This window comes from Streptomyces sp. NPDC059455 (assembly GCF_042750115.1).
GTDB classification, from domain to species: domain Bacteria; phylum Actinomycetota; class Actinomycetes; order Streptomycetales; family Streptomycetaceae; genus Streptomyces; species Streptomyces endocoffeicus.
The window spans coordinates 67,328-91,184 of sequence record NZ_JBHYVB010000007.1 but is presented as its reverse complement, the minus strand read 5'-3'; the positions used below and the strand labels follow the sequence as shown (position 1 = coordinate 91,184).

Annotated in this window: 22 protein-coding genes and 1 pseudogene; 15 read left to right on the top strand and 8 right to left on the bottom strand. The window is 72.2% G+C overall.

The features are described 5' to 3' along the window. Positions 1-98: 98 nt before the first annotated feature. From ACFXB5_RS04215 to ACFXB5_RS04170, 10 genes and pseudogenes are all read left to right on the top strand, one after another. Positions 99-744, top strand: a pseudogene (locus ACFXB5_RS04215) (acyl-CoA dehydrogenase family protein); the annotation flags it as partial. Beyond that, entirely contained in the window at positions 741-2,207 is a 1,467-nt protein-coding gene (locus tag ACFXB5_RS04210; RefSeq protein WP_385202181.1) for an aldehyde dehydrogenase family protein, read from the top strand. The pseudogene ACFXB5_RS04215 and the gene ACFXB5_RS04210, both read left to right, overlap by 4 nt. Positions 2,208-2,228: 21 nt before the next feature. Further along, complete coding sequence (locus tag ACFXB5_RS04205; protein ID WP_385202179.1) at positions 2,229-3,278, top strand: Zn-dependent alcohol dehydrogenase; 1,050 nt, start codon at positions 2,229-2,231, stop codon at positions 3,276-3,278. Between the two features lie 151 nt (positions 3,279-3,429). Then, positions 3,430-4,116: an HAD family hydrolase gene (locus ACFXB5_RS04200; RefSeq protein WP_385202178.1), complete on the top strand. Its 687-nt coding sequence runs from the start codon at positions 3,430-3,432 to the stop codon at positions 4,114-4,116. Then, the gene (locus ACFXB5_RS04195) at positions 4,113-5,150 is read left to right on the top strand and encodes a LacI family DNA-binding transcriptional regulator (RefSeq protein WP_385202176.1); all 1,038 of its coding nucleotides are present in this window, start codon (positions 4,113-4,115) and stop codon (positions 5,148-5,150) included. Before ACFXB5_RS04200 ends, ACFXB5_RS04195 begins: the two co-directional genes overlap by 4 nt. Positions 5,151-5,203: 53 nt before the next feature. Continuing rightward, a complete protein-coding gene (locus tag ACFXB5_RS04190) occupies positions 5,204-5,863 on the top strand; it encodes a hypothetical protein (protein WP_385202174.1) in 660 nt (219 codons plus the stop codon). A gap of 172 nt (positions 5,864-6,035) precedes the next feature. Next, complete coding sequence (locus ACFXB5_RS04185) at positions 6,036-6,944, top strand: carbohydrate ABC transporter permease (RefSeq protein ID WP_385202172.1); 909 nt, start codon at positions 6,036-6,038, stop codon at positions 6,942-6,944. Then, the gene (locus tag ACFXB5_RS04180) at positions 6,941-7,831 is read left to right on the top strand and encodes a carbohydrate ABC transporter permease (RefSeq protein WP_385202170.1); all 891 of its coding nucleotides are present in this window, start codon (positions 6,941-6,943) and stop codon (positions 7,829-7,831) included. The genes ACFXB5_RS04185 and ACFXB5_RS04180 overlap by 4 nt, the downstream gene beginning before the upstream one ends. A 61-nt stretch (positions 7,832-7,892) precedes the next feature. Next, positions 7,893-9,275 carry an ABC transporter substrate-binding protein gene (locus ACFXB5_RS04175; RefSeq protein ID WP_385202168.1) on the top strand — a complete coding sequence of 461 codons (1,383 nt, stop codon included), beginning with the start codon at positions 7,893-7,895 and terminating at the stop codon, positions 9,273-9,275. After that, positions 9,275-9,910 (top strand): 2'-5' RNA ligase family protein, encoded by a 636-nt coding sequence (locus tag ACFXB5_RS04170; RefSeq protein WP_201851740.1) that lies wholly within the window; start codon positions 9,275-9,277, stop codon positions 9,908-9,910. Before ACFXB5_RS04175 ends, ACFXB5_RS04170 begins: the two co-directional genes overlap by 1 nt. Positions 9,911-9,966: 56 nt before the next feature. On the opposite strand, the gene ACFXB5_RS04165 is transcribed toward ACFXB5_RS04170, so the two are convergent. Next, entirely contained in the window at positions 9,967-11,010 is a 1,044-nt protein-coding gene (locus tag ACFXB5_RS04165; RefSeq protein ID WP_385202214.1) for a GlxA family transcriptional regulator, read from the bottom strand. 92 nt (positions 11,011-11,102) lie between these two features. Between ACFXB5_RS04165 and ACFXB5_RS04160 the strand changes: the two genes are divergently transcribed. Then, a complete protein-coding gene (locus ACFXB5_RS04160; protein WP_385202166.1) occupies positions 11,103-12,491 on the top strand; it encodes an MFS transporter in 1,389 nt (462 codons plus the stop codon). Positions 12,492-12,791: 300 nt separating this feature from the next. On the opposite strand, the gene ACFXB5_RS04155 is transcribed toward ACFXB5_RS04160, so the two are convergent. From ACFXB5_RS04155 to ACFXB5_RS04140, 4 genes are all read right to left on the bottom strand, one after another. Beyond that, a complete protein-coding gene (locus ACFXB5_RS04155; protein ID WP_385202164.1) occupies positions 12,792-13,427 on the bottom strand; it encodes a flavin reductase family protein in 636 nt (211 codons plus the stop codon). A gap of 135 nt (positions 13,428-13,562) precedes the next feature. Beyond that, on the bottom strand, positions 13,563-14,378 hold the full coding sequence (locus ACFXB5_RS04150; protein ID WP_385202162.1) for an enoyl-CoA hydratase/isomerase family protein: 816 nt from the start codon (positions 14,376-14,378) through the stop codon (positions 13,563-13,565). A 16-nt stretch (positions 14,379-14,394) separates the two neighbouring features. Further along, positions 14,395-16,644: an acetate--CoA ligase family protein gene (locus ACFXB5_RS04145; RefSeq protein ID WP_385202160.1), complete on the bottom strand. Its 2,250-nt coding sequence runs from the start codon at positions 16,642-16,644 to the stop codon at positions 14,395-14,397. 230 nt (positions 16,645-16,874) lie between these two features. After that, positions 16,875-18,029, bottom strand: a complete 1,155-nt coding sequence (locus tag ACFXB5_RS04140; RefSeq protein ID WP_385202159.1) for a flavin-containing monooxygenase — start codon at positions 18,027-18,029, stop codon at positions 16,875-16,877. Between the two features lie 218 nt (positions 18,030-18,247). Here ACFXB5_RS04140 and ACFXB5_RS04135 point away from each other — a divergent pair, with 218 nt between their 5' ends. Next, entirely contained in the window at positions 18,248-18,700 is a 453-nt protein-coding gene (locus ACFXB5_RS04135) for a DoxX family membrane protein (RefSeq protein ID WP_201851745.1), read from the top strand. After that, on the top strand, positions 18,682-19,170 hold the full coding sequence (locus ACFXB5_RS04130) for a Zn-ribbon domain-containing OB-fold protein (RefSeq protein WP_385202157.1): 489 nt from the start codon (positions 18,682-18,684) through the stop codon (positions 19,168-19,170). The genes ACFXB5_RS04135 and ACFXB5_RS04130 overlap by 19 nt, the downstream gene beginning before the upstream one ends. 112 nt (positions 19,171-19,282) lie before the next feature. On the opposite strand, the gene ACFXB5_RS04125 is transcribed toward ACFXB5_RS04130, so the two are convergent. The 3 genes from ACFXB5_RS04125 to ACFXB5_RS04115 all read right to left on the bottom strand — a co-directional run bounded on the left by ACFXB5_RS04125 (position 19,283) and on the right by ACFXB5_RS04115 (position 21,546). Further along, on the bottom strand, positions 19,283-19,969 hold the full coding sequence (locus tag ACFXB5_RS04125; RefSeq protein ID WP_385202155.1) for a pyridoxal 5'-phosphate synthase: 687 nt from the start codon (positions 19,967-19,969) through the stop codon (positions 19,283-19,285). A gap of 70 nt (positions 19,970-20,039) precedes the next feature. After that, complete coding sequence (locus tag ACFXB5_RS04120) at positions 20,040-21,218, bottom strand: acetyl-CoA acetyltransferase (protein WP_385202153.1); 1,179 nt, start codon at positions 21,216-21,218, stop codon at positions 20,040-20,042. Between the two features lie 199 nt (positions 21,219-21,417). Next, positions 21,418-21,546 (bottom strand): hypothetical protein, encoded by a 129-nt coding sequence (locus ACFXB5_RS04115; RefSeq protein ID WP_269146248.1) that lies wholly within the window; start codon positions 21,544-21,546, stop codon positions 21,418-21,420. A gap of 191 nt (positions 21,547-21,737) precedes the next feature. Between ACFXB5_RS04115 and ACFXB5_RS04110 the strand changes: the two genes are divergently transcribed. Together ACFXB5_RS04110 and ACFXB5_RS04105 are read left to right on the top strand one after the other, a co-directional pair. Beyond that, positions 21,738-23,126 (top strand): acyl-CoA dehydrogenase family protein, encoded by a 1,389-nt coding sequence (locus ACFXB5_RS04110; RefSeq protein WP_385202151.1) that lies wholly within the window; start codon positions 21,738-21,740, stop codon positions 23,124-23,126. After that, positions 23,126-23,608, top strand: a complete 483-nt coding sequence (locus ACFXB5_RS04105) for a nitroreductase family deazaflavin-dependent oxidoreductase (RefSeq protein ID WP_385202149.1) — start codon at positions 23,126-23,128, stop codon at positions 23,606-23,608. Before ACFXB5_RS04110 ends, ACFXB5_RS04105 begins: the two co-directional genes overlap by 1 nt. Positions 23,609-23,857: the final 249 nt, after the last annotated feature.

Genomic DNA, 23,857 nt, shown 5'->3' with positions numbered 1-23,857 from the left:
CTGCCTCGGGGGTGCGGGCGGGGGTGGGTGTGACTCGGGGGGTGTGGGTGTGGGGGGGGGGCGCCCGCCCCACCCCCCCGCGGGGGGGGGGGGCCCCCCGGCTGGCGCGTGGCCATGAGCCTGCTGGCGGTGGAGCGCGGGGTCTCCACCCTGGTCCAGCAGATCGGCTTCGCCCATGAGCTGAGCCGGGTGGTGCGGCTGGCGCTGGAGACCGGCGCCGCGGAGGAGCCCGTTCTGCGTGACCGGCTCATACGGCAGTGGGCAGAGCTCAAGGCGATGCGCTGGAACGCCCTGCGCACCCTGGGCAGCGCGCAGAGCCCCGCCCCGAACTCCGCCCGGCCGACCCGGGACCCCGCTCCGCGGAAGGCCGCCCCCCATGACCTCCCCCCGAGGAGCGTGGACCCCCAGGCCCCCGGCTCACCCGACCCCGGCTCACCTACCCCCGGCCCCCAGTACTCCGGACCGCAGCACTCCGGGCCGCAGGACCCCGGCGCGCCCAGCGTCGCCAAGCTGCTGTGGGGCGGCTGGCATCAGCGGCTCGGCGAGCTGGCCGTGCAGGTGAGAGGCGCCGCGGCCGCACTCGGCCCGGCGCGCTGGACCGCCGGCCGGCCGTACGAACTCGACGCCTTCCAGCGTCTCTTCCTCTTCTCCCGCGCCGACACCATCTACGGCGGCTCGGACGAGATCCAGCGCACCATCATCGCCGAGCGCGTACTTCGCCTCCCCAAGGAATCACGCCGATGACGAAGACCTACGCGCACTGGATCGGCGGCTCGTGGCGGGCTCCCGGGAACGGGCATTACCCCGTCATCAACCCCGCCACCGAGGAAACCGTCGGCCGTGCCCCCGAGGCCGACCCGGCCGATGTGGACGCCGCGGTCCGGGCCGCCCGGGCCGCGTACGACGGCTGGTCGCGCACCGCCCCAAAGGAGCGCGCCGCCGTACTCGACCGGGCCGCCGATCTGCTCGCCGAGCACGCCCCGGACCTGGTGCCCCTCGTCCAGGCGGAGACCGGGGCGACGCTGCGCGTCACCTCGTCCCTCCAGGTGCCCCCGGCGATCGACCGCTTCCGCCGCTATGCGCGCGGCGCCCTTGAACCGGACACCGTGCCCCTGGCCCCGCTGCCCCTGGCCGCCACCCCGCTGGCGCCCGGCGGGCTGATCGGGGCGGCAGCGGTCCGCCGTCCCCTGGGTGTCGTCTGCTGCATCACCTCCTACAACTTCCCTCTCACGAATCTCGCGGGCAAGGTGGCCCCGGCCCTGGCCATGGGTAATACGGTCGTGGCCAAACCCGCGCCGCAAGATCCGCTGTGCTGTCTCGAGCTCGGCCCTCTGCTGAAGGAGGCCGGGCTCCCGGACGGTGCCTTCAATGTCGTCACCGGCTCGCGCGCGGCCGCTGGCGAGGCGCTGGTAGCGCACCCCGGTGTCGACATGGTCAGCTTCACCGGATCCACCGCCGTGGGTAAGAAGATCGCCGAATCCGCGGGGCGGTCGATGAAGCGCACCCTGATGGAACTGGGGGGCAAGGGCGCGGCCATCGTCCTGGGGGACGCCGACGAGCGAGTGATCGCGTCGGCGGTCGGGGCGGTCGGTTCGACCTTCTCCTTTCACAGCGGGCAGATCTGCACGGCGCCGACCCGTGTGCTCGTACATCGATCGCTGTACGAGAAGGTCATCGCCGCACTCACACACTACGCAGAGTCACTGAAGATCGGGGACCCTGTGGATAACTCCACGGTCGTGGGCCCGTTGATCTCCGCCGCGCAGCGCGATCGCGTCGAGGCGTATGTCTCCGGCGCCCGTGAGCAGGGCGCCCGGATCGTCGTGGGCGGCGAACGCCCCGCGCTCAAGCCCGGCTTCTACGTGGCCCCCACCTTGATCGCCGACGTCGACCCCGCGATGACCGTCGCGCGCGAGGAACTGTTCGGCCCGGTCGTCGTGGCCCTGCCCTTCGACGACGAGGACGAGGCGGTGCGGATCGCCGACGCCACCCCCTACGGCCTCTACGACTACGTCTTCAGCGCCGACGCGGGCCGCGCCTGGGCCCTCGCCGCCCGTCTGCGCAGCGGAAACGTCGGTATCAACACCGCCCAGCGCCACCCCGAGACACCGTTCGGCGGTTTCAAGGAAAGCGGAGTCGGCCGCGACGGCGGCTCGTTCGGCCTGCACGCGTACAGCGAACTCCAGTCGCTGGTCTGGGTCGCCTGAGGCATCGGAAGGGTGATGAGGATGAGAGGCGTCATCTTCGACGGCACCGCGCCGCGCGTGGTCGAGGACTTGGAGGTGCGTGACCCCCGCCCCGGCGAGGTGCTGGTGCGCATCGCCGCCGCCGGGCTGTGCCACAGCGATCTGTCGGTCGTGGACGGCACCATTCCGTTCCCTCTCCCCGTGGTCCTTGGCCACGAGGGCGCGGGGGTGGTCGAGGAGGTCGGGCCGGGCGTCACCCATGTCGCACCCGGTGATCATGTGGCGCTCTCCACCCTCGCCAACTGCGGTACCTGCGCCGACTGCGCCCGGGGCCGTCCCACCATGTGCCGCGCGGCGATCGGCCGTCCGACCCGGCCGTTCCGCCGCGGCGACGAGCGGCTGTACAACTTCGCCTCGAACTCCGCCTTCGCCGAGCGCACCCTCGTCACCGCCGTCCAGGTGGTGCCGATCCCCGAGGACATTCCGCTCGTCCCCGCGGCCCTCATCGGCTGTGCCGTTCTCACCGGCGTCGGCGCCGTGCTCAACCGCGCCAAGGTGGACCACGGTGAGTCGGTCGTCGTCATCGGCAGCGGCGGCATCGGGCTCAATGTGCTGCAAGGGGCCCGGATCGCCGGGGCGTCGCCCATCGTCGCCGTGGACTCCAACCCCGCCAAGGAGCCGATGGCCCGGCGGTTCGGCGCGACCCACTTCGTCCCCTCCGCCGACGCCGTACGGGAGATCCTGCCGACCGGCGCGGACCACGCCTTCGAATGTGTCGGCTCGACCGGGCTCATCCGCCAGGCCGTCGATCTGCTCGACCGGCACGGCCAGGCGGTGCTGCTCGGGGTGCCGCCCGCCGACGCCGAGGCGGCCTTCCGCGTCTCCTCCATGTATCTGGACAAGTCCATCCTGGGCTGCCGCTACGGCTCCTCACGGCCACAGGTCGACATCGCGCTGTACGCCGACCTCTACCGGCAGGGGCGGCTGCTGCTGGACGAACTCGTCAGCCGGACCTACCCCTTGGAGGACTTCGCCAAGGCCGCCGACGACGCCCACCACGGCCGGGTGGCGCGCGCAGTGCTCACCTTCTGAACGGGGGCTCGATGCGTCTGGCGACGAGGGCTGTTCACCCTGCCTTCCCATCGCCGTTGCCCCGCTCGTGGGTTCCGCCGGTTACGTTGCCATGGTGGAACGTTCCCGCCTGGATGGCGCAGCCGAGACGGCAGCCAACGTGACAGCCGGTATGACAGCCGATACGGCAGCCGGAACGGACACCCCTCTCGCCGTGGTCTTCGACCTCGGCGAGGTGCTGACGCGGCCGCGCGGGCTGTCCGGTCTCGAGGGGCGGCTGGCCGGGCTGCTCGGCGTCGAGGAAGCGGCGTTCGCCGAGGCGTACTGGGCGCATCGCGACGCCTACGACCTCGGCAGCTCCGACACCGCCTACTGGTCGGCCGTGGCCGGCGCGCTCGGCGCCCCGCTGCGCCCCGGCACGGTCGACGCGCTGGTGAGCGCCGAAGTCGACATCTGGACACGGCTCGACGGGCCCTCCCATGCCCTGGTGGAGGACCTGCGACGGCAGGGCACCCGGCTCGCGCTGCTGTCGAACGCCCCCCATGCGCTGGCCCGGACCGCCGAGCGCAGCGACTGGTCCGCGCACTTCGACCGGCTGATGTTCTCGGCGGACCACGGCCTCGCCAAGCCCGACCCCGCCGTCTACCAGCGGATGACCGAACTTCTCGGCACACCGCCGGAGCGTGTCCTCTTCTTCGATGACCGCCGTAAGAACATCGACGCGGCCAGGGAGCACGGCTGGGACGCCCAGCTGTGGACCGGGGCCACGGCTGCCCGCGCGGTCCTCGCCGACCGAGGTCTGGTGCCCCACGGGCCGACCCCGGACGGTTCCATCAGCTGTGGTACTGGTAGCCGGTGACGGAGGAAAAGGCCAATAAGGCGCCCACGATCATCGACATCGCGCGGGAAGCGAGGGTGTCGAAGTCCGCGGTCTCCCGGGCCCTGCTGGGGCAGGGACGCATCAGCGAGGAGGCCCGCTCGCGCATCCTCGACGTCGCTCAGCGGCTCGGCTACGTCAAGAACGCCATGGCGCAGGGGCTGGTCGCGCAGCGGACGCACACCCTGGGGGTGCTCGTCCGCGACGCCGTCCGCCCCTTCTACGGACAACTCCACGCGGCGCTGCAGGGGCGCGCCATCGAAGGCGGCTACCGGGTCGTCACCGCCACCGGCGTACGGGACTTCGCCCTCGCCGAGGAGCGCCGTGCCCTGCAGACGCTCCTCTCCCTGAGGGTCGAGGGGCTGGTGGTGTGCAGCGGTCTGCTTCCGGCGCGGGACATCGCCCCCTTCGTCGAACGGGTCCCCACGGTCGTCGCCGGACGGCCGGAGCCGCATCCGGCGATCAGCAGCGTCTACTGCGACGAGGAGGACGGCGCGGAGCAGCTCGTGGACCATCTGGTGTCCCTCGGGCACCGCCGGGTGGCCGTGCTGCTGGTACCGGAGGCGCTGTCCATCACTCAGTACGCCCGTACCGCCGCGATGGTGAGCGGCCTGCGGGAACGCGGCGTCGACACTGTCGTCACCGAACTGGTCGACGGCCCGGAGGCCCCCGCCGACACGGTGCCCGCGCTGCTCGAGGACCGCGAGATCACCGCGATCATGTGCCCCCAGGACGACGTCATGGTCAGCGTCCTGGAACGGCTCCGTCGAGCCGGAGTGCGGGTGCCCGACGACATGTCGGTCACCGGCTTCGACGGCATTGGGCCGCTCACCACCCCGCTCCTCGGACTGACCACACTGCGCCAGCCGTTGGACGAGGTCGGCCGACGCGCCATCGACCTGCTGCTGGAGCTCCGCGAGGATCGCTCCATGCCCACCCGCCACATCCCCCTGCGCGGGGCGCTGGTGGCCGGAACCACCACCGCCCCACCCCCACCCCATCCCGCGCGGCGCTGAATCCGGGGCCGCCCGCCGGAGCTCGGAGCCGCCGCTGACGTACCGGAGAAACCATGTCCGCGCCCTCGGCCGTCTCGTCCTTCCGCTACGGCGTCTTCCTCCGCCCCGACCCCGGCACCTGCGCCCTGCTGACCGATCTCCATCTGCTGCTCAGGCAGCAGTACGGGCTGGTCTCCTGCGCCGCCTACCCGCCCCATGCCACCCTTATGGGCAACATGCCCACCAATGCGCCCGAGAGCGAGCTGACCGATCGGATCGGTACGGCACTGGTGGGCACCGCGTCCTTCACCACGTACAACTTGGGCGTCGAGAAGGGCGGAGGAGGCATCGGATTCAATCTCCACGACCTGCCCGATGGTTCCCCGAACCCCGGGATCACCGACCTGCTCGACACGGTGCGCCGGGCGATGGCGCCAGTGGCTGAGCCAATGGACCACTACCGCGCCAATCCGCTGGACCCCGGCCGCTTCCGCGCGCATCTGTCCATCGCCTCCCATGAGCTGCTGCTGCGCCCCGAACTCCGGCCGGAGATCTTCGATTTCGTCGAGGGTCTGGGATGGGAGCCGCCGCGGAGCTTCACGGCCGACACGGTCTCGCTGTACCGCTTCCGGAGCCCGGACTGGCATGCGCAGTGGTGGCGGAAAATGACCTGGGACCACGTCCACAGCTGGCGCCTGGGGCCGGCCGCGACGGTGACTCTCGCTGCCGCGTGACGTTTCCGCGATGTCTCCGCGACCTCCCCGTACCGGGGGCGTTGCGCCCCTGAGGAGTCGCTCCGGCGGCGGCAGGGCCGCGCCCGAGGGCGCGTGTCGTCACTGAGGACGTTCGCCGGGCCGTAACCTTTCGGCCGCCCCCAAGACGTCGGTGCCGCATAGCTTTTCAGCCATGTGCGGGAACGTTCCACCACTGAAGCGCGCGGGCCCTCGTCGCCCCCGGCTCGGTCCCTGGCTGACCGTGCCGACCCTGCTGTTGATCGCTGTCTTCCTCTATTGGCCCCTGGGGCGCGGCATTTGGCTGAGCACCCGGGGGACCGACCTGCTCGGCAATCCGACCCGTTCGGTCGGGTTCGACAACTACACCCAGCTGCTGACCGACCCGGCGAGCCGCCGCGTGCTGCTCACCACGCTCATCCTTACGGTCGCCAGCGTCGCCATGGCCACGGCGGGGGCGCTGGCGGCCGTGCTGCCGCTGCGCCGCCGCATCGTCGGGCGCCGCGTCTTCCAGCTCGTCTTCTCCCTCCCCTTCGCCTACTCCGCCGCCTCGGCCTCGGCCTGCTTCGCCGGGCTGTTCGCTCCGTCGGTCGGCACGCTCAACCACGTGCTGGCGAAGCTGGGGTACGAGGGTCCGCCGTGGTTGCAGTCCCCGGGGTGGGCGATGCTGTGCGTGGCCCTGGCGACCGCCTGGTACGAGTTCGGGTTCGCCGTCCTCGTCCTGACGGCCGCTGTCCGGAATCTGCCCTCGGAGGTGCTGGAGGCCGCGGAGCTGGACGGGGCGAGCGGTCTGCGTCTGGTGCGCAGCGTGATCGTGCCGTTGATCTCGCCCAGCCTGTTCTTCCTCGCCGTGACCCAGACGATCAGCGGACTGCAGATCTTCACGCAGGTCCAGGTGCTCACCCGGGGCGGCCCCTCCGACGCGACGACCACCCTGGTCGTGGAGTTGTATCAGCGGGCCTTCGGCGGCGGGGTGCCCGACTACGGCCGGGCCTCGGCCATCGCGGTCGTACTGCTGGCGCTCGTCCTGTTCGTCACCGCCGTGCAGTTCCTCGTCCTCAACCGCCGGGTGACCACCTCATGACCGTCACCACGACATCCACGCGCCCCACGGTCACCGAGGCCACCGCGGCGGTCCGAAGGCCGCGCAGGCCGCGCCCGCCGCTGCGCGCACGCGGCATGGTGCGCTGGCTGTGGCTCGTCGTCCTTACGGTCGTCGTCGGCTTCCCGGTCTACGTCACGTTGCTGACCGGGCTGCTGCCGCCGCAGGACGTGGCGCACGGAACGCTGCTGCCCACCCGGCTGACCCTGGACAACTTCCGTGAGGCGCTGCGCAATGTGCCCTTCGGGCAGCAGTACGTCGTCAGTGTGCTCGTCACCGCCCTGCAGACGGGCGGCCAGCTGCTGACGTCGTCGCTGGCCGCGTACGCCCTGGTGTTCCCGCGCTGGAGGGGGCGCGCGGTGGCGTTCGCCGTGATCGTCGCCACCTTGGCGATCCCCGGTGAGAGCCTGGTCATCCCGAACTACGAGCTCGTCACCGGCCTCGGGCTGCGCGACTCCCTCTTCGGGATCACCTTGCCGTTCCTCGCCGCCGGGTACCCGGTCTTCCTGCTGCGGCAGGCGTTCCTCACCCTCCCCCGGGAGGTATGGGAGGCGGCGCGGCTGGACGGCTGTGGCGATCTGCGCTGTCTCTTCCTCGTCGTCCTCCCGATGGCCAGGCCTCAGGTGACCGCGGCCACCCTATGGAGCGCGCTCGCCGCCTGGAACGGCTACTTCTGGCCGCTGCTCATCACCGACTCCCCGGACCGGCGCACCGTCCAGGTGGGCATCTCCCAGCTGGTCAACGCCGAGTCGACCAGCCCCGGCGTGATCTACGCCGGTACCACCCTCGTCCTCCTTCCCACCCTTCTGCTCGTCATCGTGGGCCAGCGCTTCCTGCTCCACGGCCTCGCCCGTACTTCCCCGCGCTGACGCCGCTCTCCCTGCCTTCCCGCACCCCCTTCTCAAGCCCCATTCCCGGAGGAACATCACCATGCGCAGAAGCGCGTCCGTCCTCGCCGCCCTCGTGGCGCTGACCGCCCTCAGCAGCTGCGGTGACAACGGTAAGAACGACACCGGCAATTCCGGCCAGGCCCCCGGCCCCGAGGCCCTCAAGGCCGCCAAGGGGCCCGTCACCGTCACCCTGTGGCACGGCCTCGGCGACACCAACGCCGTCGCGCTCCAGAAGCTCGTCGACCGGTTCAACGCCCAGCACCGCGGCAAGATCGAGGTCAAGGCCGTCTACCAGGGCCAGTACCCCGACGTGCTCGCCAAGTACACCGCCGCCATCCGCGACAAGAGCACCCCGAGCCTGCTGCTCTCCTACGACATCAGCACCGGCTTCCTGCACGACGCGGGTCAGACCGTGCCCGCCCAGGACCTGGCCGAGGCCAACCCCGGCACGCTGTCCCTGGACGACATCCGGCCCGCCGCGCGCAACTACTACAGCGCCCAGGGCAAGCTGATGGCCGTCCCCTTCAACACGTCGATGCCGATGCTCTACGTCAACGACGACCTGCTGAAGAAGGCCGGGCTGCCCGCGAACACGCCCCTGAACACCCTGGACCAGGTGGTCGCCGCCGCGAAGACCGTCCACCGTAAGGTGCCGAAGGCCGGGGGCCTGGTCCAGCCCTTCGACACCTGGTGGATCGAGCAGCTGACCGCCGCCGCCGGAGTGCCCTACTGCGGGCCCGACAACGGCCGTAAGGGCAGCACCGCGTCCAGTGTGAAGCTCACCAGCCCGCAGCAGCGCAAGGCCATCGGCGCCGTGAGCGATCTCTACACCAGCGGCGCCGGACTGGACACGGGCGAGGACGGCTCCAACGCCGTGACCGCCTTCCAGCAGGGCAAGGTCGCGATGATGTTCAACAGCAGCGGAGCCGCCGGGAAGGTCAAGGAGGGTGCCGACTTCCCCTACCGGGCCCTGCCCTATCCGCTGTCCGGTCCGGCCGCGACCTCCGGGCCCGTCGTCGGCGGCGCCGCCCTGTGGGTCAACGGCCCTGGCCACGGCGCCGCCGAGCAGGCCGCCTCCTGGCAGGTGGCCGCCTTCCTCGCCTCGCCCGCGTCGCAGGAGGAGTTCAGTCGCGCGACCGGTTACGCGCCCATCAACAAGAAGGTGGACGCCCTGCCCGGCCAGCAGAAGACCCTCGCCGCCCGGCCCGATCTCAAGGCCGTCATCGACCAGTTCAACAAGACGCCCGCCACCACGGCCGCGGCGGGATGCCTCACCGGTGCGATGCCCACCGTGCGCGCCGATGTGCTCGGTCCGATCCAGTCCGCCTTCGCCGGTAAGACGCCGCTGGACACCGCGCTGAAGAACGCCGAATCCGCCGCCAACCGCGACATTGATCGCTACCGGGAACAGGCGGGTCAGTGATGCGAGACAACCCCCATCGCTACGGAGTCTTCCTCCGCCCCGATCCGCACACCTGCGCCGTGCTCGCCCGGCTGCATCTGCTCATGAAGCAGCAGTACGGCCTCGTCTCGTGCGCGGCGTTCCCGCCCCACGCGACCCTCGCGGGCAATGTGCACGCCACGGTCGCCGAGGAGGAGCTGATCGCGGTGCTGGACCCGCTGCTGTCCGAGGCCACGTCGTTCACCACGTACAACTCCGGTATCGACCGGCACGGCAAGGGGTTCGCGTACAACGTGCACCATCTGCCGGATGGGACGCCCAACCCCGAGTTGGCCGACCTGGCGGTCTCGGTGAACGCCGCGCTGGCGCCGGTGTCGTCCATTCAGCCGGACTTTCTCTTCAAACCCTTCGACCCGGCGGAATTCCGGGCGCATCTGTCCGTGGCCTCCCATGAGCTGACCCTGCGGCCCGACCTCTACGAGGAGATCGGGGAGTTCCTGGACACTCTGGCCGCGGACCCGCCCAAGCGGTTCACCGCCGAGACCATCTCGCTGTTCCGCTTCCACAGCGGCGACTGGAACGCGCAGTGGTGGCGGGACATGACCTGGGTGCACGTTCGCAGCTGGCGGCTCCAGGGCGCCGAGGCGACCGTGTGAGGGCGCGGGAGTGGCCCCGTGACGGTGAGAGAGCCGCCATGACGGGCTGAGCGGCCTTACCCGCGGGCGTCGGCGCCGGGAGCCGTACCGGCCTCGGCGCCCGCGCGGAAGGTACGGCGGTAGGCGGTGGGGGAGACGCCCACGGCCGCCTGGAAGTGCTGGCGAAGGGACGCGGGGGAGCCGAAACCGGCCTCGCGCGTCACCTGGTCCACCGACAGATCGGTGCCCTCCAGGAGATGACGGGCCCGCTCGACCCGCTGCTGGGTCAGCCACTGACCCGGGCTGACGCCGACCTCCTCGCGGAAGCGGCGGGTGAACGTCCGTACGCTCATCGACTCCTGGGCGGCCAGCTCCCGCAGCGAGACGGGGCGGTCCAGCCGGCCGAGCGCCCAGGCGCGGGCCGCCGTCGTGGTGGCCTGTTGGGCCTCGGGCAGCGGGTGCGGGATGTACTGGGCCTGGCCGCCGTCGCGGTGGGGCGGCACCAGGCTGCGCCGGGCCACCTCGTTGGCCACGGCGGTGCCGTGATCGCGCCGCACCAGATGCAGACACAGGTCGATCCCCGAGGCCACACCGGCCGAGGTGAGCACATCGCCGTCGTCCACGAACAGCACGTTCGGATCGACCTTGACGGTCGGGAAGAGGCGCTGGAAGCGGTCGACGCTGGACCAATGGGTGGTGGCCGGGCGGCCGTCGAGAAGACCGGCGGCGGCGAGCACGAACGAACCGGTGCAGATGGACACCCAGCGCACCCCCGGCCGGGCATGGGCCAGCGCGGTGCCGAGCGGCTCGGTCATCCGGCCCTCCTCGTGGACCGGGGCGAGTTCGTACGAGGCGGGCACCACGATGGTGTCGGCCTCGGCGAGGGCCTCGGGGCCCAGCTCCACGGCGATCGGGAAGTCGGCGTCCGTGGGCACCAGACCGGGCTCGGGGGTGCAGGTGACCACCTCGTACAGCCGCCGGCGGTCGGCGGAGCGGGCCTTGCCGAAGATCCGGTACGGAATGCCCAGCTCGAAGGGGATCACGCCGGGGAGGGCGAGGACGACGACGCGATGGCGCTCGTCGGCGGTCCCGGGCGGGGAATGGGGCGGAGATTGGGGCAGGGAATGGGGCGGGGATTGGGGCTGGGGTGGGGACACTTCCGGCCTCCCGTCGTTCGGACACACCCGAAAGGGGCATGGCCCGATCCTAGCGAATGCTGTCCCTCGGGCCACTCGTTCGCGCCGACCCGCTGCCCGATGCTGGTCCGGTGACGCAGACGACCGAGCTCTCCGAAGCCCCCGAACAGGGCGAACAGCCGGACCAGCCCGCACGGCGGGCCCTCCTACGCCTACCGCACCGCGCCTGGTCGGTCGCCTCCATCGCCTTTGTGACGATCATTGGCGCTGCCGGATTCGCCTCCCTGCCCGGTCTGCTCATCGATCCGCTCCACGAGGAATTCGGCTGGTCGCGCGGCACGATCGGGTTCGCGGTCTCCGTCAACCTCGCCCTCTACGGGCTCACCGCGCCCTTCGCCGCCGCCCTGATGGATCGCTTCGGCATCCGTAAGGTCGTCGCGGCCGCGCTCGTCGTCATCGCGGCCGGTGGCGGCCTTACGGTCTTCATGAGCGAGCCCTGGCAGCTCATCCTGTGCTGGGGTGTGCTGGTCGGCCTCGGCAGCGGCTCCATGGCGCTGGCCTTCGCCGCGACCGTGACCAACCGGTGGTTCGTGGCCCGGCGCGGGCTGGTCACCGGCATCCTTACGGCGGGCGGGGCCTCCGGGCAGCTGATCTTTCTCCCGCTGCTCTCCTGGATCGTCGAATGGCACAAATGGCGGCCCGCCGCGATCACCGTCTCGGTCGCCGCGCTGGCGATCGTCCCCCTCGTCTTGCTACTGCTGCGCGACTACCCCTCGGACGTGGGCCTCGCCGCGTACGGCGCCGACGGGCCGCCCGCCCCGCGGCCCGCGCCCCGGCGCGGTGCGGCCCGGCGGGCCGTCAAGGCCCTCGCCTCGGCCTCGCGCACCGGCTCCTTCTGGCTGCTCGCGGGCGCCTTCGCGATCTGCGGCGCCTCGACGAACGGCCTCGTCAAGACCCACTTCGTGCCCGCCGCGCATGACCACGGCATGCCGGTGACGGCCGCCGCGAGCCTGCTCGCCGTCATCGGCGTCTTCGACATCGTGGGGACGGTGGCCTCCGGCTGGTTCACCGACCGCTTCGACGCGCGACGGCTGCTGGCCCTGTACTACGCGCTGCGCGGGCTTTCCTTGATGTTCCTGCCGATCCTGCTGGACGACGCGGTCCATCCGCCGATGCTCTTCTTCATCGTCTTCTACGGTCTCGACTGGGTCGCCACCGTGCCGCCGACGATGGCGCTGTGCCGGGAGCAGTACGGGGAGGACAGCGCGATCGTCTTCGGCTGGGTGCTCGCCTCCCACCAGGTGGGGGCCGGGGTCGTGGCCTTCGTGGGCGGCGTGGCGCGGGACGCCTTCGGCTCGTACGACCTGGTCTGGTACGGCGCGGGGGCGCTGTGCGCGATCGCCGCGCTGATGTCGCTGGTCATCCAGCGCGGCCCAGGCGCGAAGGCCGCGTCGGCGACGGTCTAGAGGTGTCCGGCGGAGCTTGACGCCTGCGGCGGGCTGTTCCCCTCCCTGCCCCTTCCCACGCAGCGTCGATTTGCGGCTCTGTCGCGTGGGGGCTCCGCCCCAGACCCCCGGGGTTCTTGGGGCCGAAGCCTGCCATGCGGCGGAGCCGCATATCGGTGCTGCGGGACGGGGCGGGGAACGATACGCCGGACACCCTCGTAGGGCCGAGCGGGCTCACGGAGATGGGCCATGAGGGCGTACGGACGCGGGCCGCGCGGGCTTGGGGATGCGGGCCGCGCGGGCTTACGCACAAGGGCGGCCTCAGGGCAGCGCCGTGAACTCTCCGAAGGAGCCGCGGTGGAAGAGCAGTGGCCCGGATCGCGCCGCGGGCTCGTCCGTGCCCAGGGCCCGGACGCGGCCCACCACGACCAGATGGTCGCCGCCCGTGTGCACGGCGTGGATCGCGCAGTCGATCCACGCCGGGACGCCCGCGAGCCGCGGTGAGCCGGTGACCGGGGACGCCTCGTAGCGGACGCCCGCGAACTTGTCGGGGCGCCGGGAGCCGCTGACCGCGAAGGAGCGGCACAGCTCGCCCTGGTGCGCGCCCAGGACATTGACGCAGAAGACGCCCGCGCGGGCGATGCGCGGCCAGGTCGTGGAGGTGCGGGCCACCATGAAGGCGACCAGCGGCGGGTCCAGCGACAGCGACGCGAAGGACTGGCAGGCGAAACCGGCCGGTCCGTTCTCGTCGACGGTGGCGATCACGGTGATCCCGCTGGCGAAGTGGCCCAGGACGCGGCGGAATTCGGCCGGGTCGACCGGGGGCCGCTCATCGTCGCGCACACAGCGCAGCTCCGGCGGGGGCAGCGGGTCGACCGGTCGCACGGAGGCGGTCGGCGAACCGACCGCCCGGAGGTAGCGGACGGCGGTGGCGGCCATACCGGCGTGTCCCATCATGGCCCCGTCCCCCTTTCTCGCTTGCTCGGGTTTCTCGCTTACTCGGGTTCTGTCTCGCTGTCTCGGGTTCCCCGACGGCGCGGTTCCTCAGCGGCTTCAGCGGCCTCAGCGGCTTCAGCGGTCTCAGCGGCGGCTTCAGCGGCCCCGGTACCCGGGTGGTCGACGCTCGATGAACGCGCGGACGCCCTCCTGAGCGTCGGCCGTGGTCATGTTGATCTCCTGCGCCGCCGCCTCGGCGGCGAACGCGGTCGGGCGGTCGGCCTCCAGGGAGGCGTTCACCAGCGCCTTGGTGAGGGCCAGGGCGCGGGTGGGCCCCGCGGCGAGGCGTTCGGCCCAGGTGCGGGCGGTCTTGGGCAGGTCGTCGTCCGGGACGACCCGGTTGACCAGGCCCAGCCGCTCGGCCTCGGCGGCGGGCAGCGCGTCGCCGAAGAACATCAGCTCCTTCGCGCGCTGCGGGCCGATCAGCCGGGGGAGGAGATACGCACCGCCCCCGTCGGGGACCAGACCGCGGCGCATGAACACCTCGATGAAGACGGCCGATTCGGCGGCCAGCACCAGATCGCAGGCGAGGGCGAGATGGGCGCCGAGCCCGGCCGCCGTGCCGTTGACGGCGGCGATCACCGGCTTCTCGCAGTCGAGGACGGCGGCGATGAGCCGCTGCGCTCCGCCGCGGATCAGCCGGGCGACATCGCCCGCTACCCGTTCCGCCCCGTCGGATGTGCCGCGCAGGTCCGCTCCCGCGCAGAAACCCTTGCCGGTGGCGGTCAGCACGACCGCCCGGACGGACGGGTCCGCGGAGGCGTGGTCCAGCAGCGAAATCAGGTGTTCTCGCTGGTCGGGGGTGATGGCGTTCATCGCCGCGGGGCGGTTGAGCGTGATCCACGAGACGCCGTTGTCAGTGGTGTGCCGTAGAACGGAGTCACGTGAATCTTCAAGGGGGGAAGAGGTCATGGTAACGCTCCATGCGTCAGCGGCAGATCGCCAGGGCGTCCAGTGCCACGGCACCTTGGCCACGTTCCAGCACCATCAACGGATTGACGTCCAGTTCGGCGAGGTGGTCCCCGAGCTCCAGGGCCATGCGCTGGACCCGCAGCACGACCTCGACGAGAGCGTCCACATCGGCGGGGGGAGCGCCGCGCACACCGTCGAGGAGGGCACGGCCGCGCAGTTCGGCGAGCATCGCGCGCGCCTGGTCCTCGCCGAACGGGGGGACGCGTACGGCAGCGTCACGCAGGACATCGACGAGCACGCCCCCTATACCGACGGTCACGGTCGGGCCGAAGAGGGGGTCCTGGCTCATGCCGACCACCATCTCCACTCCGCGCTCGACCATCTGACAGACCAGCACCCCGTCCAGTTCGACGCCCTCGTAGCGGGCGATGTCGGTGAGCTCCCGATAGGTGTCGCGGACCTGGCTGGCCGAGGTCAGCCCCAGCCGGACCAGCCCCAGCTCGGTCTTGTGGGCGAGCTGCGGCGCGGACGCCTTCATGACGACGGGGTAGCCGACCAGACCGGCGGCGCGGACGGCCGCGGCCGCGCTGGTCACCAACTGCTCGCGCGGCACCCGGATGCCGTACGCCCGCAGCAGCTGTTTCGCCGCGTGCTCGCTCAGTTGGTCTCCTGGGCGCAGCAGGTCGCGCACCTTGCGAAGCGAGGGGGACGGGGTGCGCGGGGCGTCCTCGAACGGGGAGCGGTAGGAGGCGGTGAAGCGGTGGTGCCCCAGATAGGCGCGCACGGCGGTGATGCAGTTGGCGAACGTCCGGAAGGTGGCCACGCGGGAGGAGCCCAGCAGGGTGGTGCGGTAGGCGTCCTCGGTGCCGACCGGCGAGCCCCACACCACGCACACCAGCTTGTCCGTCTGCTCCGCCGCGTCCACCAGGTCCTGCGCCAGTTTGTCGCTCATGGGCGGGAAGGGGCCGGTGATCGGGCAGATCAGCACGCCCACGGAGGGATCGGCGAGGATCGCGTCGATGATTTTGCGGCCGCGCCAGTCACCGACCGGGTGGCCGCCGTTGTCCACCGGGTTGGCGACGCTGAGATCGCCGGGTATCCACTGGTGGAGCTCGGTCTGCTTCTCGGGGGAGAGGGTGGGCAGGGTGAGGCCCGCCGCGGTGGCGAGGTCGGAGAAGTGGGCCCCGGTGCCCCCGGAGATCGAATACACCACGACGCCCTCGGCGAGCGGCGGGCGGGCGCGGGCGAGCAGCGTCGCCGTGTCCTGAAGCTCGTCCAGGCCGTCCACGCGGATCACGCCGAACTGCCGCATGGCCGCGTCCACCACCTCGTCCGAGCCGGTCAGCTTGCCGGTGTGGGAGGCGGCCGTGCGGGCGCCGGCCTCGGTGCGGCCGACCTTCACGGCGACGACGGGCACCTTGGCGCGGGCGGCCCGGTCGGCGGCGAGGAGGAAGCCGCGGCCGTCCTTCAGCCCCTCCGCGTACAGGGCGATGGCGCCGACCTCGGGCCGGGTGGCGAAGTAGGAGATGAAGTCGGAGGTCTCCAGATCGGCTTCGTTGCCGGTCGGGGCCCAGTGGCTGAGCCGGATGCCGAGCTCCTGGAGGGTGAACACCGGGCGGCCCTGGTGGCCTGACTGGGTGATGAGGGCGATGGCGGGCCCGTCGAGGTCGTCGCGGAACTTCTCGAAGGCGTTGAGGTTGGTGTTGGGGCCGAGCAGCCGCAGCCCGGCGCCGCGGGCCGCGGCGGCCAGCCGGGCCTGCGCGGCGGCGCCCTCGGAGCCGGTCTCGGCGAAGCCGGAGGCGAAGACGACGGCGAACCTCACCTTGCTCCCGTCGAGTTCCTCGATCACCGGGAGCGGGTCGCGGACGAGGAGGACGGCGAGGTCGACGGGTTCGGGCAGCGCGGCCACGGAGGGTACGCATGGAATGCCGAAGACGGCGGGACGGGAGGGATGCACGGGGTGCAGCCGGGCGCCGACGCGTTCGGCCCAGGCCAGGAGCTGGCGGGTGATACCGGTGTTGGGGCGGCCGTCCGCGTCGGAGGCGCCGATGAGGGCCACCGACTCGGGATGGAAGAAGCGGTCCAGATCGGGGACGGTGGACGTCAGCGGGCGCCCGCTGACGTCCACGTCGTCCACGCTTTCGGCGGTCCCGCCCGCCGCGGGCCTGCTGTGGACATGCACGGCGGGACCGGGGGCCTGACCGCAGGCGACGGCGCGGGCATGACGGGAGTTGGTGGTCAGGGTGCCGTAGGTCGATCCAAGCATCGGTATCCGCCACTCCTGCTCGTTGGCCAATAACCGGGTAGGTGACCAGGGGATTCGACGTCGGCCGCCGCAGCAAAACTGACGCCAAGTCACATTACCCAGTAGTCAGGTTACTGAACTGACGGCCTGTCAGGAATGCTCGGGGCGTGGGGAACACGCAGGGTGACGACGGGGCCGGTGGAATCGCGGCCCGCCCCGCCCCGCCGTCATGCCGCCCCGCCGCCCCGCCGTCATGCCGTCGTGCGGGCGACCGTCTTGGCGATCTTCCGGGCGTCGATGGCCAGCTCGCGCAGCATTCCGCTGATCGGGTTCGTATAGCCCGTGAAGTGCAGTCCCGGCGCGCCCTTCAGGGTCCGTCGGCCGTGCGGGAGGGGGCGGCCGCGGTCGTCGAGCACGCCCAGATGGCCGACCAGTTCCTCCAGGCCGCGCCGGTAGCCGGTCGCGGCGATCACCACCTCGGGGGTGATCCGCGAGCCGTCGGCCAGAACCACCTTGTCCAGATCGAAGGAGTCGACCGCCGAGACCACTTCCACCCGTCCCGTCCGCACCGCGTCGACCAGCCCCACGTCCTGGACCGGGATCGCGCCCTCCCGTACGCGGGTGTAGAGCCCGGTGTCGGGCCAGGGCAGACCGTGCTCGGTCAGATCCGGCATGCTCACCCGGCACATCACCCGTGCCGCCCGGTCCACCGCGCGCCGCGGCAGCCTGCGCACCAGGATGCCGGTCGCCTGCGCGGGCCACCCGGCCGTCGAGCGGCGCAGGATGTGCGGCACGGTGCGGATCGCCAGCCGCACCCGGGCCGCGCCGCCCTCGGTCAGATCGACCGCGATCTCGGCGCCGGTGTTGCCGACGCCGACCACCAGGACGTCACGGCCCTCGAAGGGGCGGGCGTTGCGGTAGTGGGCGGCGTGCAGCAGCTCACCGGTGTAGCCGGCGCGGCCCGGCCAGTCCGGCAGCCGTGGGGTGTGGTTGAAGCCCGTCGCGACGACGACCACGGGCGAGGACAGTGCACGGCCGCCCGTGGCGCGCAGCATCCACTCCGTGTCGTCGGACGACCGGTCGATGCGAGAGACCTCGACGCCCGTGACGATGTCCAGCCGGTGGTGCTCGACATAGCGCTCCAGATAGCGCACCACGTCGTCGCGTCCGACCCACCGCCCGTAGGACCGGGGGATCGGCATCCCGGGGAGCGCGGAGAGTCTGCGCGTGGTGTGCAGATGCAGCCGGTCGTAGTGGTTCCGCCAGGACGCGGCGACCGCGTCGGACTTCTCCAGGATGACGGCGTGGATCCCGCGGTGGCTGAGCGCGGCAGCGGCGGCGAGTCCGCCCGGTCCACCGCCGATCACATAGACGGGTGAGGACTTCTCGGGGGAGCGGTCGGCCATGCGGGTGAGCGTAGTCGGGTATTTGACGGGTTTCGGTCAAACAACCGGTCAAAGTGATTCCGGATGGGTTGCGGAGAGGTCACGGTCGGTAGACGCCGGGTCGTCGCGGCAGTGTCCCGTCGGTTTTTGTTCCGCTGGTGCGACCCCTTGCGCGGGGCGCACCCGTCCCATGAAACTGACGTACCGTCAGATTCGCCGGGACGGGAGGGTGGGGGACGATGCGGACGATCGGGCTCGACGGGGCCGAGTGGCTCGCCGTACTGCGCATCGGACTCGGCCTATGGTGGCTCGAGAGCTGGCGGCACAAGGACAAGAAGGACTGGTTCGAGCGCGGCACCGGTATCGGCTGGGCGGTGGGCGTGGCCGCCAAGCACCGCTGGTCGTTCGTCCGCGGCGGCTTCGACGCGGTGGTCACACCCCGTCCCAAGGTCATGGCGTATGTCGTCGTCTACGCCGAACTCGCCCTGGGCCTCGGGCTGACGCTCGGCTTTCTGACCCCCATCGCCCTGATCGGCGCGATCGTGCTCAATCTGCTCTATTTCCTGCTCATGATCCACGACTGGGCGGAGCAGGGGCAGAACTCGATGATGGTGCTGATCTCCGTGGTCGGGCTCTTCGGCATGAGCTGGCAGACCTGGTCGCTCGACGAGGCATGGGGACTGTTCCTGTGAGCCCGACGCCCCCGCCCCCGCCCCCGCCCCCGCCCGCGGTCGCTCCGCGCTTCGACCTGCCGGAAATCGACGCCTTCAGCCGCCCCTACTGGGACGCCGCCGCCGAGGGCCGGCTGCTGATCCGGCGCTGTGATGGGTGCGGCCGGGCGCATCACTACCCGCGCGAGTTCTGCCCGTACTGCTGGAGTGAGAACGTCGTCTGGGAGGCGGCGAGCGGCGCCGCCTCGCTCTATACGTGGTCCGTGGTGCACCGCAATGACCTGCCGCCGTTCGGCGCCCGCGTCCCGTACACCGCCGCCGTCGTCGACCTCGCCGAGGGGCCGCGGATGATGACCGAGCTCATCGAGGTCCCGGAGAGCGGGCCGCGGGTGGGGATGCGGCTTCAGGTGGCGTTCCGGACGGCGGGGGCCGCCGAGGCGGCCGAGGGGGACGGGCCGGTCGTTCCTGTCTTCCGGCCGGTGTCTGCCTAGTCTCTGACGGCGTGGCCGCCTTACGGTCGCACTGTTCAACGGCGCACGCCTTACGGCCGTCTTGTGCAACGGTGCACGGCCGTACGGCCGCAGCCTTACGGCCGTGCCGCCGTTATGGCCACAGCAGCTCTCGCCGCCAGCCGCCGGGCTCCCCGGGGTCGCGGCGGTAGCGGACCCGTACGTGCCGCCGTCGCGCCTCCTCCTGGTAGAACTCGACCTCGTCGGCCTCCAGGACGTACAGGGTCCAGGTGGGAGCGGTCGCGTCCGGTTCGCGTTCGGCTCGTTCGTACGCCGTCTCGAAGGCCCGTAGCAGCTCCTCGTAGGAGCCGAGCACCTCGCTCTGCCGTCCGCTCCCGGCCAGCGCCGCCGCGAGCGCCGCGGGGGAGCGGCCGCGCAGATCGGCCGCGCTCTCGTCCGGTCCGGCCTCGCCGACCCGCCCGCTGACGCGCACCTGACGGCCCGACCGCATCCAGTGGAACGCGAGCGAGGCGTACGGCCGCTCGGCCAACTCTCGGCCCTTACGGCTGCTGCGATGGGTGCCGAAGTGCCAGCCGCGCTCATCGGCGTCGTGCAGCATCACCGTGCGCTGGGACGGGCGGCAGTCGGCGCCCGCCGTGGCCAGGGTCATGGTGTGCGGCCCGGGTTCGCCCGCCTCGGCGGCCTCCCGCAGCCACCGCCGGAAGAGCGGAAGCGGCGTGTCCGGGGCGCTGGCCGGATCGAAGACGGGCAGTTCGCCCGCCTGGGGTACGCGCAGGCCGTGTAGCAGTGCGCGGAATGCCTCATCCTCGTTCTCGCTCATCGGCTCCCCATCCGATCACCCGAGAGGGGCCGGGGCAAGCGGGGGCATACGTACGGCCGGGGCGGGTCCGTCAGCCGCGGCCCAGGACCACCGTGCCCGCCGAGCAGAACCAGCCCCCCGTGCCCGACGCCACGGCCAGCTCCGGCAGCCGTCCGCCCGCCTTGCGCACCTGTCGCTCCCCGGCCTCGCCGCGTAGCTGTCGTACCGCCTCGACCAGCAGGAACAGTCCGCGCATCCCCGGGTGGCAGGCGGAGAGGCCGCCGCCGTCGGTGTTGGTCGGCAGCTCGCCGTCCCGCGTCAGCCGCCCCTTCTCCACGAACGCCCCGCCCTCGCCCTTGGCGCAGAAGCCGAGGTCCTCCAGCGTCACCAGGGTCATATAGGTGAAGGCGTCATAGAGCTCGGCCACATCGATGTCCGACGGCCGGACGCCCGCCCGCGCGAAGGCCGCCCGCCCGGAGGCCGCGGCCGGGGAGACCGTGAAGTCCTCCCATTCGGACATGGTGGTGTGCGAGACGGCCGTGCCCGAACCCAGCACCCAAACCGGGGCCTTCGCCGTGTCCGGTACGTACTCCTCGGCCGCGAGCAGCACCGCGCAGCCGCCGTCCGAGCGGATGCAGCAGTGCAGTTTGGTGAAGGGGTCGGCGATCATCGGGCCGCTCAGGACGTCATCGACCGTGATCGGTTCGCGAAACATCGCATCCGGATTGTGCCCGGCGTTGATACGCGCCTGAACGGCGATGTCCGCCAGCTGTTCGAGTGTGGTGCCGTACTCATGCATATGGCGGCGCGCGGCCATCGCGTACTTGGCGACCAGCGTATGCCCGTACGGGACCTCGAACTGGAGCGGTCCGCGCGCCCCGAAGGAGAGATTCGCGGTGCGGCGGCCCGCGCGGATGTCGGCGCGGGCGGTGGACCCGTAGACGAGCAGAACGGCGCGGGCGTGCCCGGCGGCGATCGCGTCCGCCGCGTGCGCCGTCATGACCTCCCAGGTGGAGCCGCCGACGGCCGTCGAGTCGGTCCAGGTCGGCCGCAGCCCCAGATACTCGGCCACCTCGACCGGCGCGAGGGTGCCGAGCCCCGCCGAGGCGAGGCCGTCGACGACCGACCGGTCGAGACCGGAGTCGGCGAGAGCCCGGCGGGCGGCCTGGGCGTGGAGGGCGTAGGGGGTGGCCCTGTCGACGCGGCCGCAGTCGGAGAGGGAGACGCCGACGACGGCGACCTTACGGTTGCGCTGCGCTGCGGACGGCATGAATCTGACGGTACATCAGATTTGCTGGAGCGGAAGGGGCGCATGCGCCCCGCGGTGGGCGCCCGCGAGCACCGGGACGCCGCCGGGGGCGGGAGCGCGCCGAGGGCCAGGGGGAAGGGGGTGGCCCGGACGATCTCCCGTATGGCCGTGCTCGCGCCTCGAGCACAAGCCCCGTCCGGGCCACGCGTGAGGCGCCCGGCTACTGCAGGAACTGCCCCACGCAAGCGGCGATCGCCACCAGGAGGCTCAGCACTCCGATCACGACCTGCCACCTGTCCGGGCCGGTCCACCGGGCGTCGCTCGTCTCCTGCGTGCTCCGATCGTCCATTACCCCTCCTCGCTCCTCCGACAGGCCCCGGAGGACAGGGCCACCGCCGGTCCGGTCGTGCTCCGGCGGAGGATGCGGGGAGGAACGTGGTGGGGCGGCAGCAGCCTAGCCGCGGATGGGGCGGGAGGGGTGGGAAAGTCCGGAGCTCATCCCTAGTATGACGGCCCGTCAGAAAACGGAGGTGCTCGCCGATGGACGCCGCGTTCACCGAGGAACAGGACGAGATCCGCCGTACGCTGCGCACTCTGCTGCGGGAGCGGTGCGGGCCGGACGAGGTCAAGGCGGCGGTCCAGACCGCGCCCGGCTATGACGAGGCCCTGTGGCGGCAGCTCGCCCGGACGCTCGGGCTGCCGGGCCTCGCCCTTCCGGCGGCGTACGGGGGCGTCGGCTGCGGCGTCACCGAACTCGCGCTGGCCTGTGAGGAGACCGGGCGGGTGCTGCTCCCCTCGCCGCTCCTGGCCACCGCCGTGTTCGCCGCGCCCCTGGTCGCCGGGCTCGGGACGGAGGCGCAGCGCGCCGAGCTGCTGCCGCGCATCGCGGAGGGCGCCCTTACGGCGGCCCTCGCGGTGCCGGGGCGCGCGCTGCCCGAAGCGCTGGGGCTCGTAGGAGCGCGGGACGGCGCGTGGGCCGGTGGGGGGCGCGCGGGGGGTGTCCAGGCGCGCCCGGACCGGGAAGACGGCACGGGGTGGCGGCTGTACGGGCAGGTGGAGCAGGTGCCGGGCGGGCACAGCGCCGAACTGCTGCTGGTCGCCGCCCGCGCCGGGGGCTATACGCGCGGGCGGACACTGCTGTTCCTCGTCCGGGCGGGGGCGGACGGACTGGCCCGCACCCGGCTGACCGCGCTCGACGCCACCCGGCCGCAGGCCCGGATCGAGCTGCGGAACGTCTCGGCCGAGCTGCTGGGGGTGGACGACGGCGGGAGCGGGAGCGGGGAGGCGGTGGCCGGGGCGCTGGCGGCCGTGGGCACGGCGGCCGCGGCCGTGCTCGCCGCCGAGGCCGTGGGGGCGGCGGACGCGGCCCTCACGCGGACGGTCGAGTATGTGCGGGCGCGTGAGCAGTTCGGCCGTCCCATCGGCTCCTTCCAGGCGGTCAAACACCGGCTGGCGGATGTGTACGTCGCGGTGCAGGCGGCCCGTTCGGCGGCGTACTACGCGGCATGGGCCGCGGCCGAGGGCGGTGCGGGCGGCACGGACGCCGCGGTCGCGGGCGGGCTGGCGCTCGCGCAGGCGCTGGAGGCACAGCGCACGGCGGCGGCCGAGGCGGTGCAGCTGCACGGCGGTATCGGCTTCACCTGGGAGCATGACGCGCATCTCTACTTCAAGCGGGCCGCCTCGGACGAGCTGCTCTTCGGTCCCGTCCACCGGCTGCGGGCCCGGGCCGCGGAACGGGAGGGGCTCTTCGGCGCGGCCGATCGCGCTCCTTACGGCGGCCATGAAGGGCGCGGCGGGAGCGGCGGAAGCGGCGGGAGCGGCGGTCCCAACGGGGACGGCAGGCACGGTGGGCCGGACGGGCGAGACGGGCCGGACGGGCGAGACGGGCCGGACGGGCGCGATGGGCTGCGTAAGGCGGTGACGGTCTGATGGCCGGTTACGGCGTGAAGCTGGTCCGTAAGGTCTCCTCGACCCGCGCCTTCGCCAAGGTCGCGCCCCATGTCATCCCCGCGTTCGACCGAACGGTCCACCGGCTGACCCGCGGCAAGGTGCTGCCGAGCGCGCGGATGTTGCCTGGCGTGATCCTTACGGCGCGCGGCGCGAGGTCGGGGCTCCCCCGCCGTACGCCGCTGGCCTGCATGCCGGAGGACGGCGGTACCTGGATCCTGATCGGCAGCAACTTCGGCCGACCGGGCCATCCGGTCTGGACCACGAACCTCCTGAAGCACCCGGAAGCGGAGATCAGCCAAGGGGGCCGGGACATCGCCGTCCGGGCACGGCTACTGGAGGGCGCCGAACGCGAGGCCGCCTGGGCCGCGGTCCTCGCCTTCTGGCCGCCCTACGCGACCTACCAGTCCCGGGTGGACCGCGAGATCCGCCTCTTCCGCCTCCACCGCGTCGAGGAGGGCTGAGCCGGCCCGCCGGGGCCGTGGGGAGGGCTGGGCCGGTCCCTCCGCTTCGGGGGCGCCCAGCGCCTCGGCGCGGTCCCCGTTCCCTCCCCCGTGGTCGAGCCCATGGTCAAACCGACCGGTGACCGCAAAGGGCCGCGGTGGGGGACATGGGGGTGGTTAACGCCGGGGGGGGCCACCCAGTGGGGCCCGCCCCGGCGCCGGGCGGGGGGGGGGGCGGGCGTGTGGCGGGGGGGGGGGGGGGGGGGAGGT

Excerpts from the sequence above, each read along its gene's own strand:
- ACFXB5_RS04175 (WP_385202168.1), top strand. The coding sequence starts at position 7,893 with ATGCGCAGAAGCGCGTCCGTCCTCGCCGCCCTCGTGGCGCTGACCGCC.
- ACFXB5_RS04210 (WP_385202181.1), top strand. The coding sequence starts at position 741 with ATGACGAAGACCTACGCGCACTGGATCGGCGGCTCGTGGCGGGCTCCC.
- ACFXB5_RS04185 (WP_385202172.1), top strand. The coding sequence starts at position 6,036 with ATGTGCGGGAACGTTCCACCACTGAAGCGCGCGGGCCCTCGTCGCCCC.
- ACFXB5_RS04190 (WP_385202174.1), top strand. The coding sequence starts at position 5,204 with ATGTCCGCGCCCTCGGCCGTCTCGTCCTTCCGCTACGGCGTCTTCCTC.
- ACFXB5_RS04110 (WP_385202151.1), top strand. The coding sequence starts at position 21,738 with ATGGACGCCGCGTTCACCGAGGAACAGGACGAGATCCGCCGTACGCTG.
- ACFXB5_RS04120 (WP_385202153.1), bottom strand. The coding sequence starts at position 21,218 with ATGCCGTCCGCAGCGCAGCGCAACCGTAAGGTCGCCGTCGTCGGCGTC.
- ACFXB5_RS04115 (WP_269146248.1), bottom strand. The coding sequence starts at position 21,546 with ATGGACGATCGGAGCACGCAGGAGACGAGCGACGCCCGGTGGACCGGC.
- ACFXB5_RS04105 (WP_385202149.1), top strand. The coding sequence starts at position 23,126 with ATGGCCGGTTACGGCGTGAAGCTGGTCCGTAAGGTCTCCTCGACCCGC.
- ACFXB5_RS04170 (WP_201851740.1), top strand. The coding sequence starts at position 9,275 with ATGCGAGACAACCCCCATCGCTACGGAGTCTTCCTCCGCCCCGATCCG.
- ACFXB5_RS04125 (WP_385202155.1), bottom strand. The coding sequence starts at position 19,969 with ATGAGCGAGAACGAGGATGAGGCATTCCGCGCACTGCTACACGGCCTG.
- ACFXB5_RS04155 (WP_385202164.1), bottom strand. The coding sequence starts at position 13,427 with ATGATGGGACACGCCGGTATGGCCGCCACCGCCGTCCGCTACCTCCGG.
- ACFXB5_RS04205 (WP_385202179.1), top strand. The coding sequence starts at position 2,229 with ATGAGAGGCGTCATCTTCGACGGCACCGCGCCGCGCGTGGTCGAGGAC.
- ACFXB5_RS04130 (WP_385202157.1), top strand. The coding sequence starts at position 18,682 with ATGGGGACTGTTCCTGTGAGCCCGACGCCCCCGCCCCCGCCCCCGCCC.
- ACFXB5_RS04150 (WP_385202162.1), bottom strand. The coding sequence starts at position 14,378 with ATGACCTCTTCCCCCCTTGAAGATTCACGTGACTCCGTTCTACGGCAC.
- ACFXB5_RS04140 (WP_385202159.1), bottom strand. The coding sequence starts at position 18,029 with ATGGCCGACCGCTCCCCCGAGAAGTCCTCACCCGTCTATGTGATCGGC.
- ACFXB5_RS04200 (WP_385202178.1), top strand. The coding sequence starts at position 3,430 with ATGACAGCCGATACGGCAGCCGGAACGGACACCCCTCTCGCCGTGGTC.
- ACFXB5_RS04145 (WP_385202160.1), bottom strand. The coding sequence starts at position 16,644 with ATGCTTGGATCGACCTACGGCACCCTGACCACCAACTCCCGTCATGCC.
- ACFXB5_RS04160 (WP_385202166.1), top strand. The coding sequence starts at position 11,103 with ATGCTGTCCCTCGGGCCACTCGTTCGCGCCGACCCGCTGCCCGATGCT.
- ACFXB5_RS04180 (WP_385202170.1), top strand. The coding sequence starts at position 6,941 with ATGACCGTCACCACGACATCCACGCGCCCCACGGTCACCGAGGCCACC.
- ACFXB5_RS04135 (WP_201851745.1), top strand. The coding sequence starts at position 18,248 with ATGCGGACGATCGGGCTCGACGGGGCCGAGTGGCTCGCCGTACTGCGC.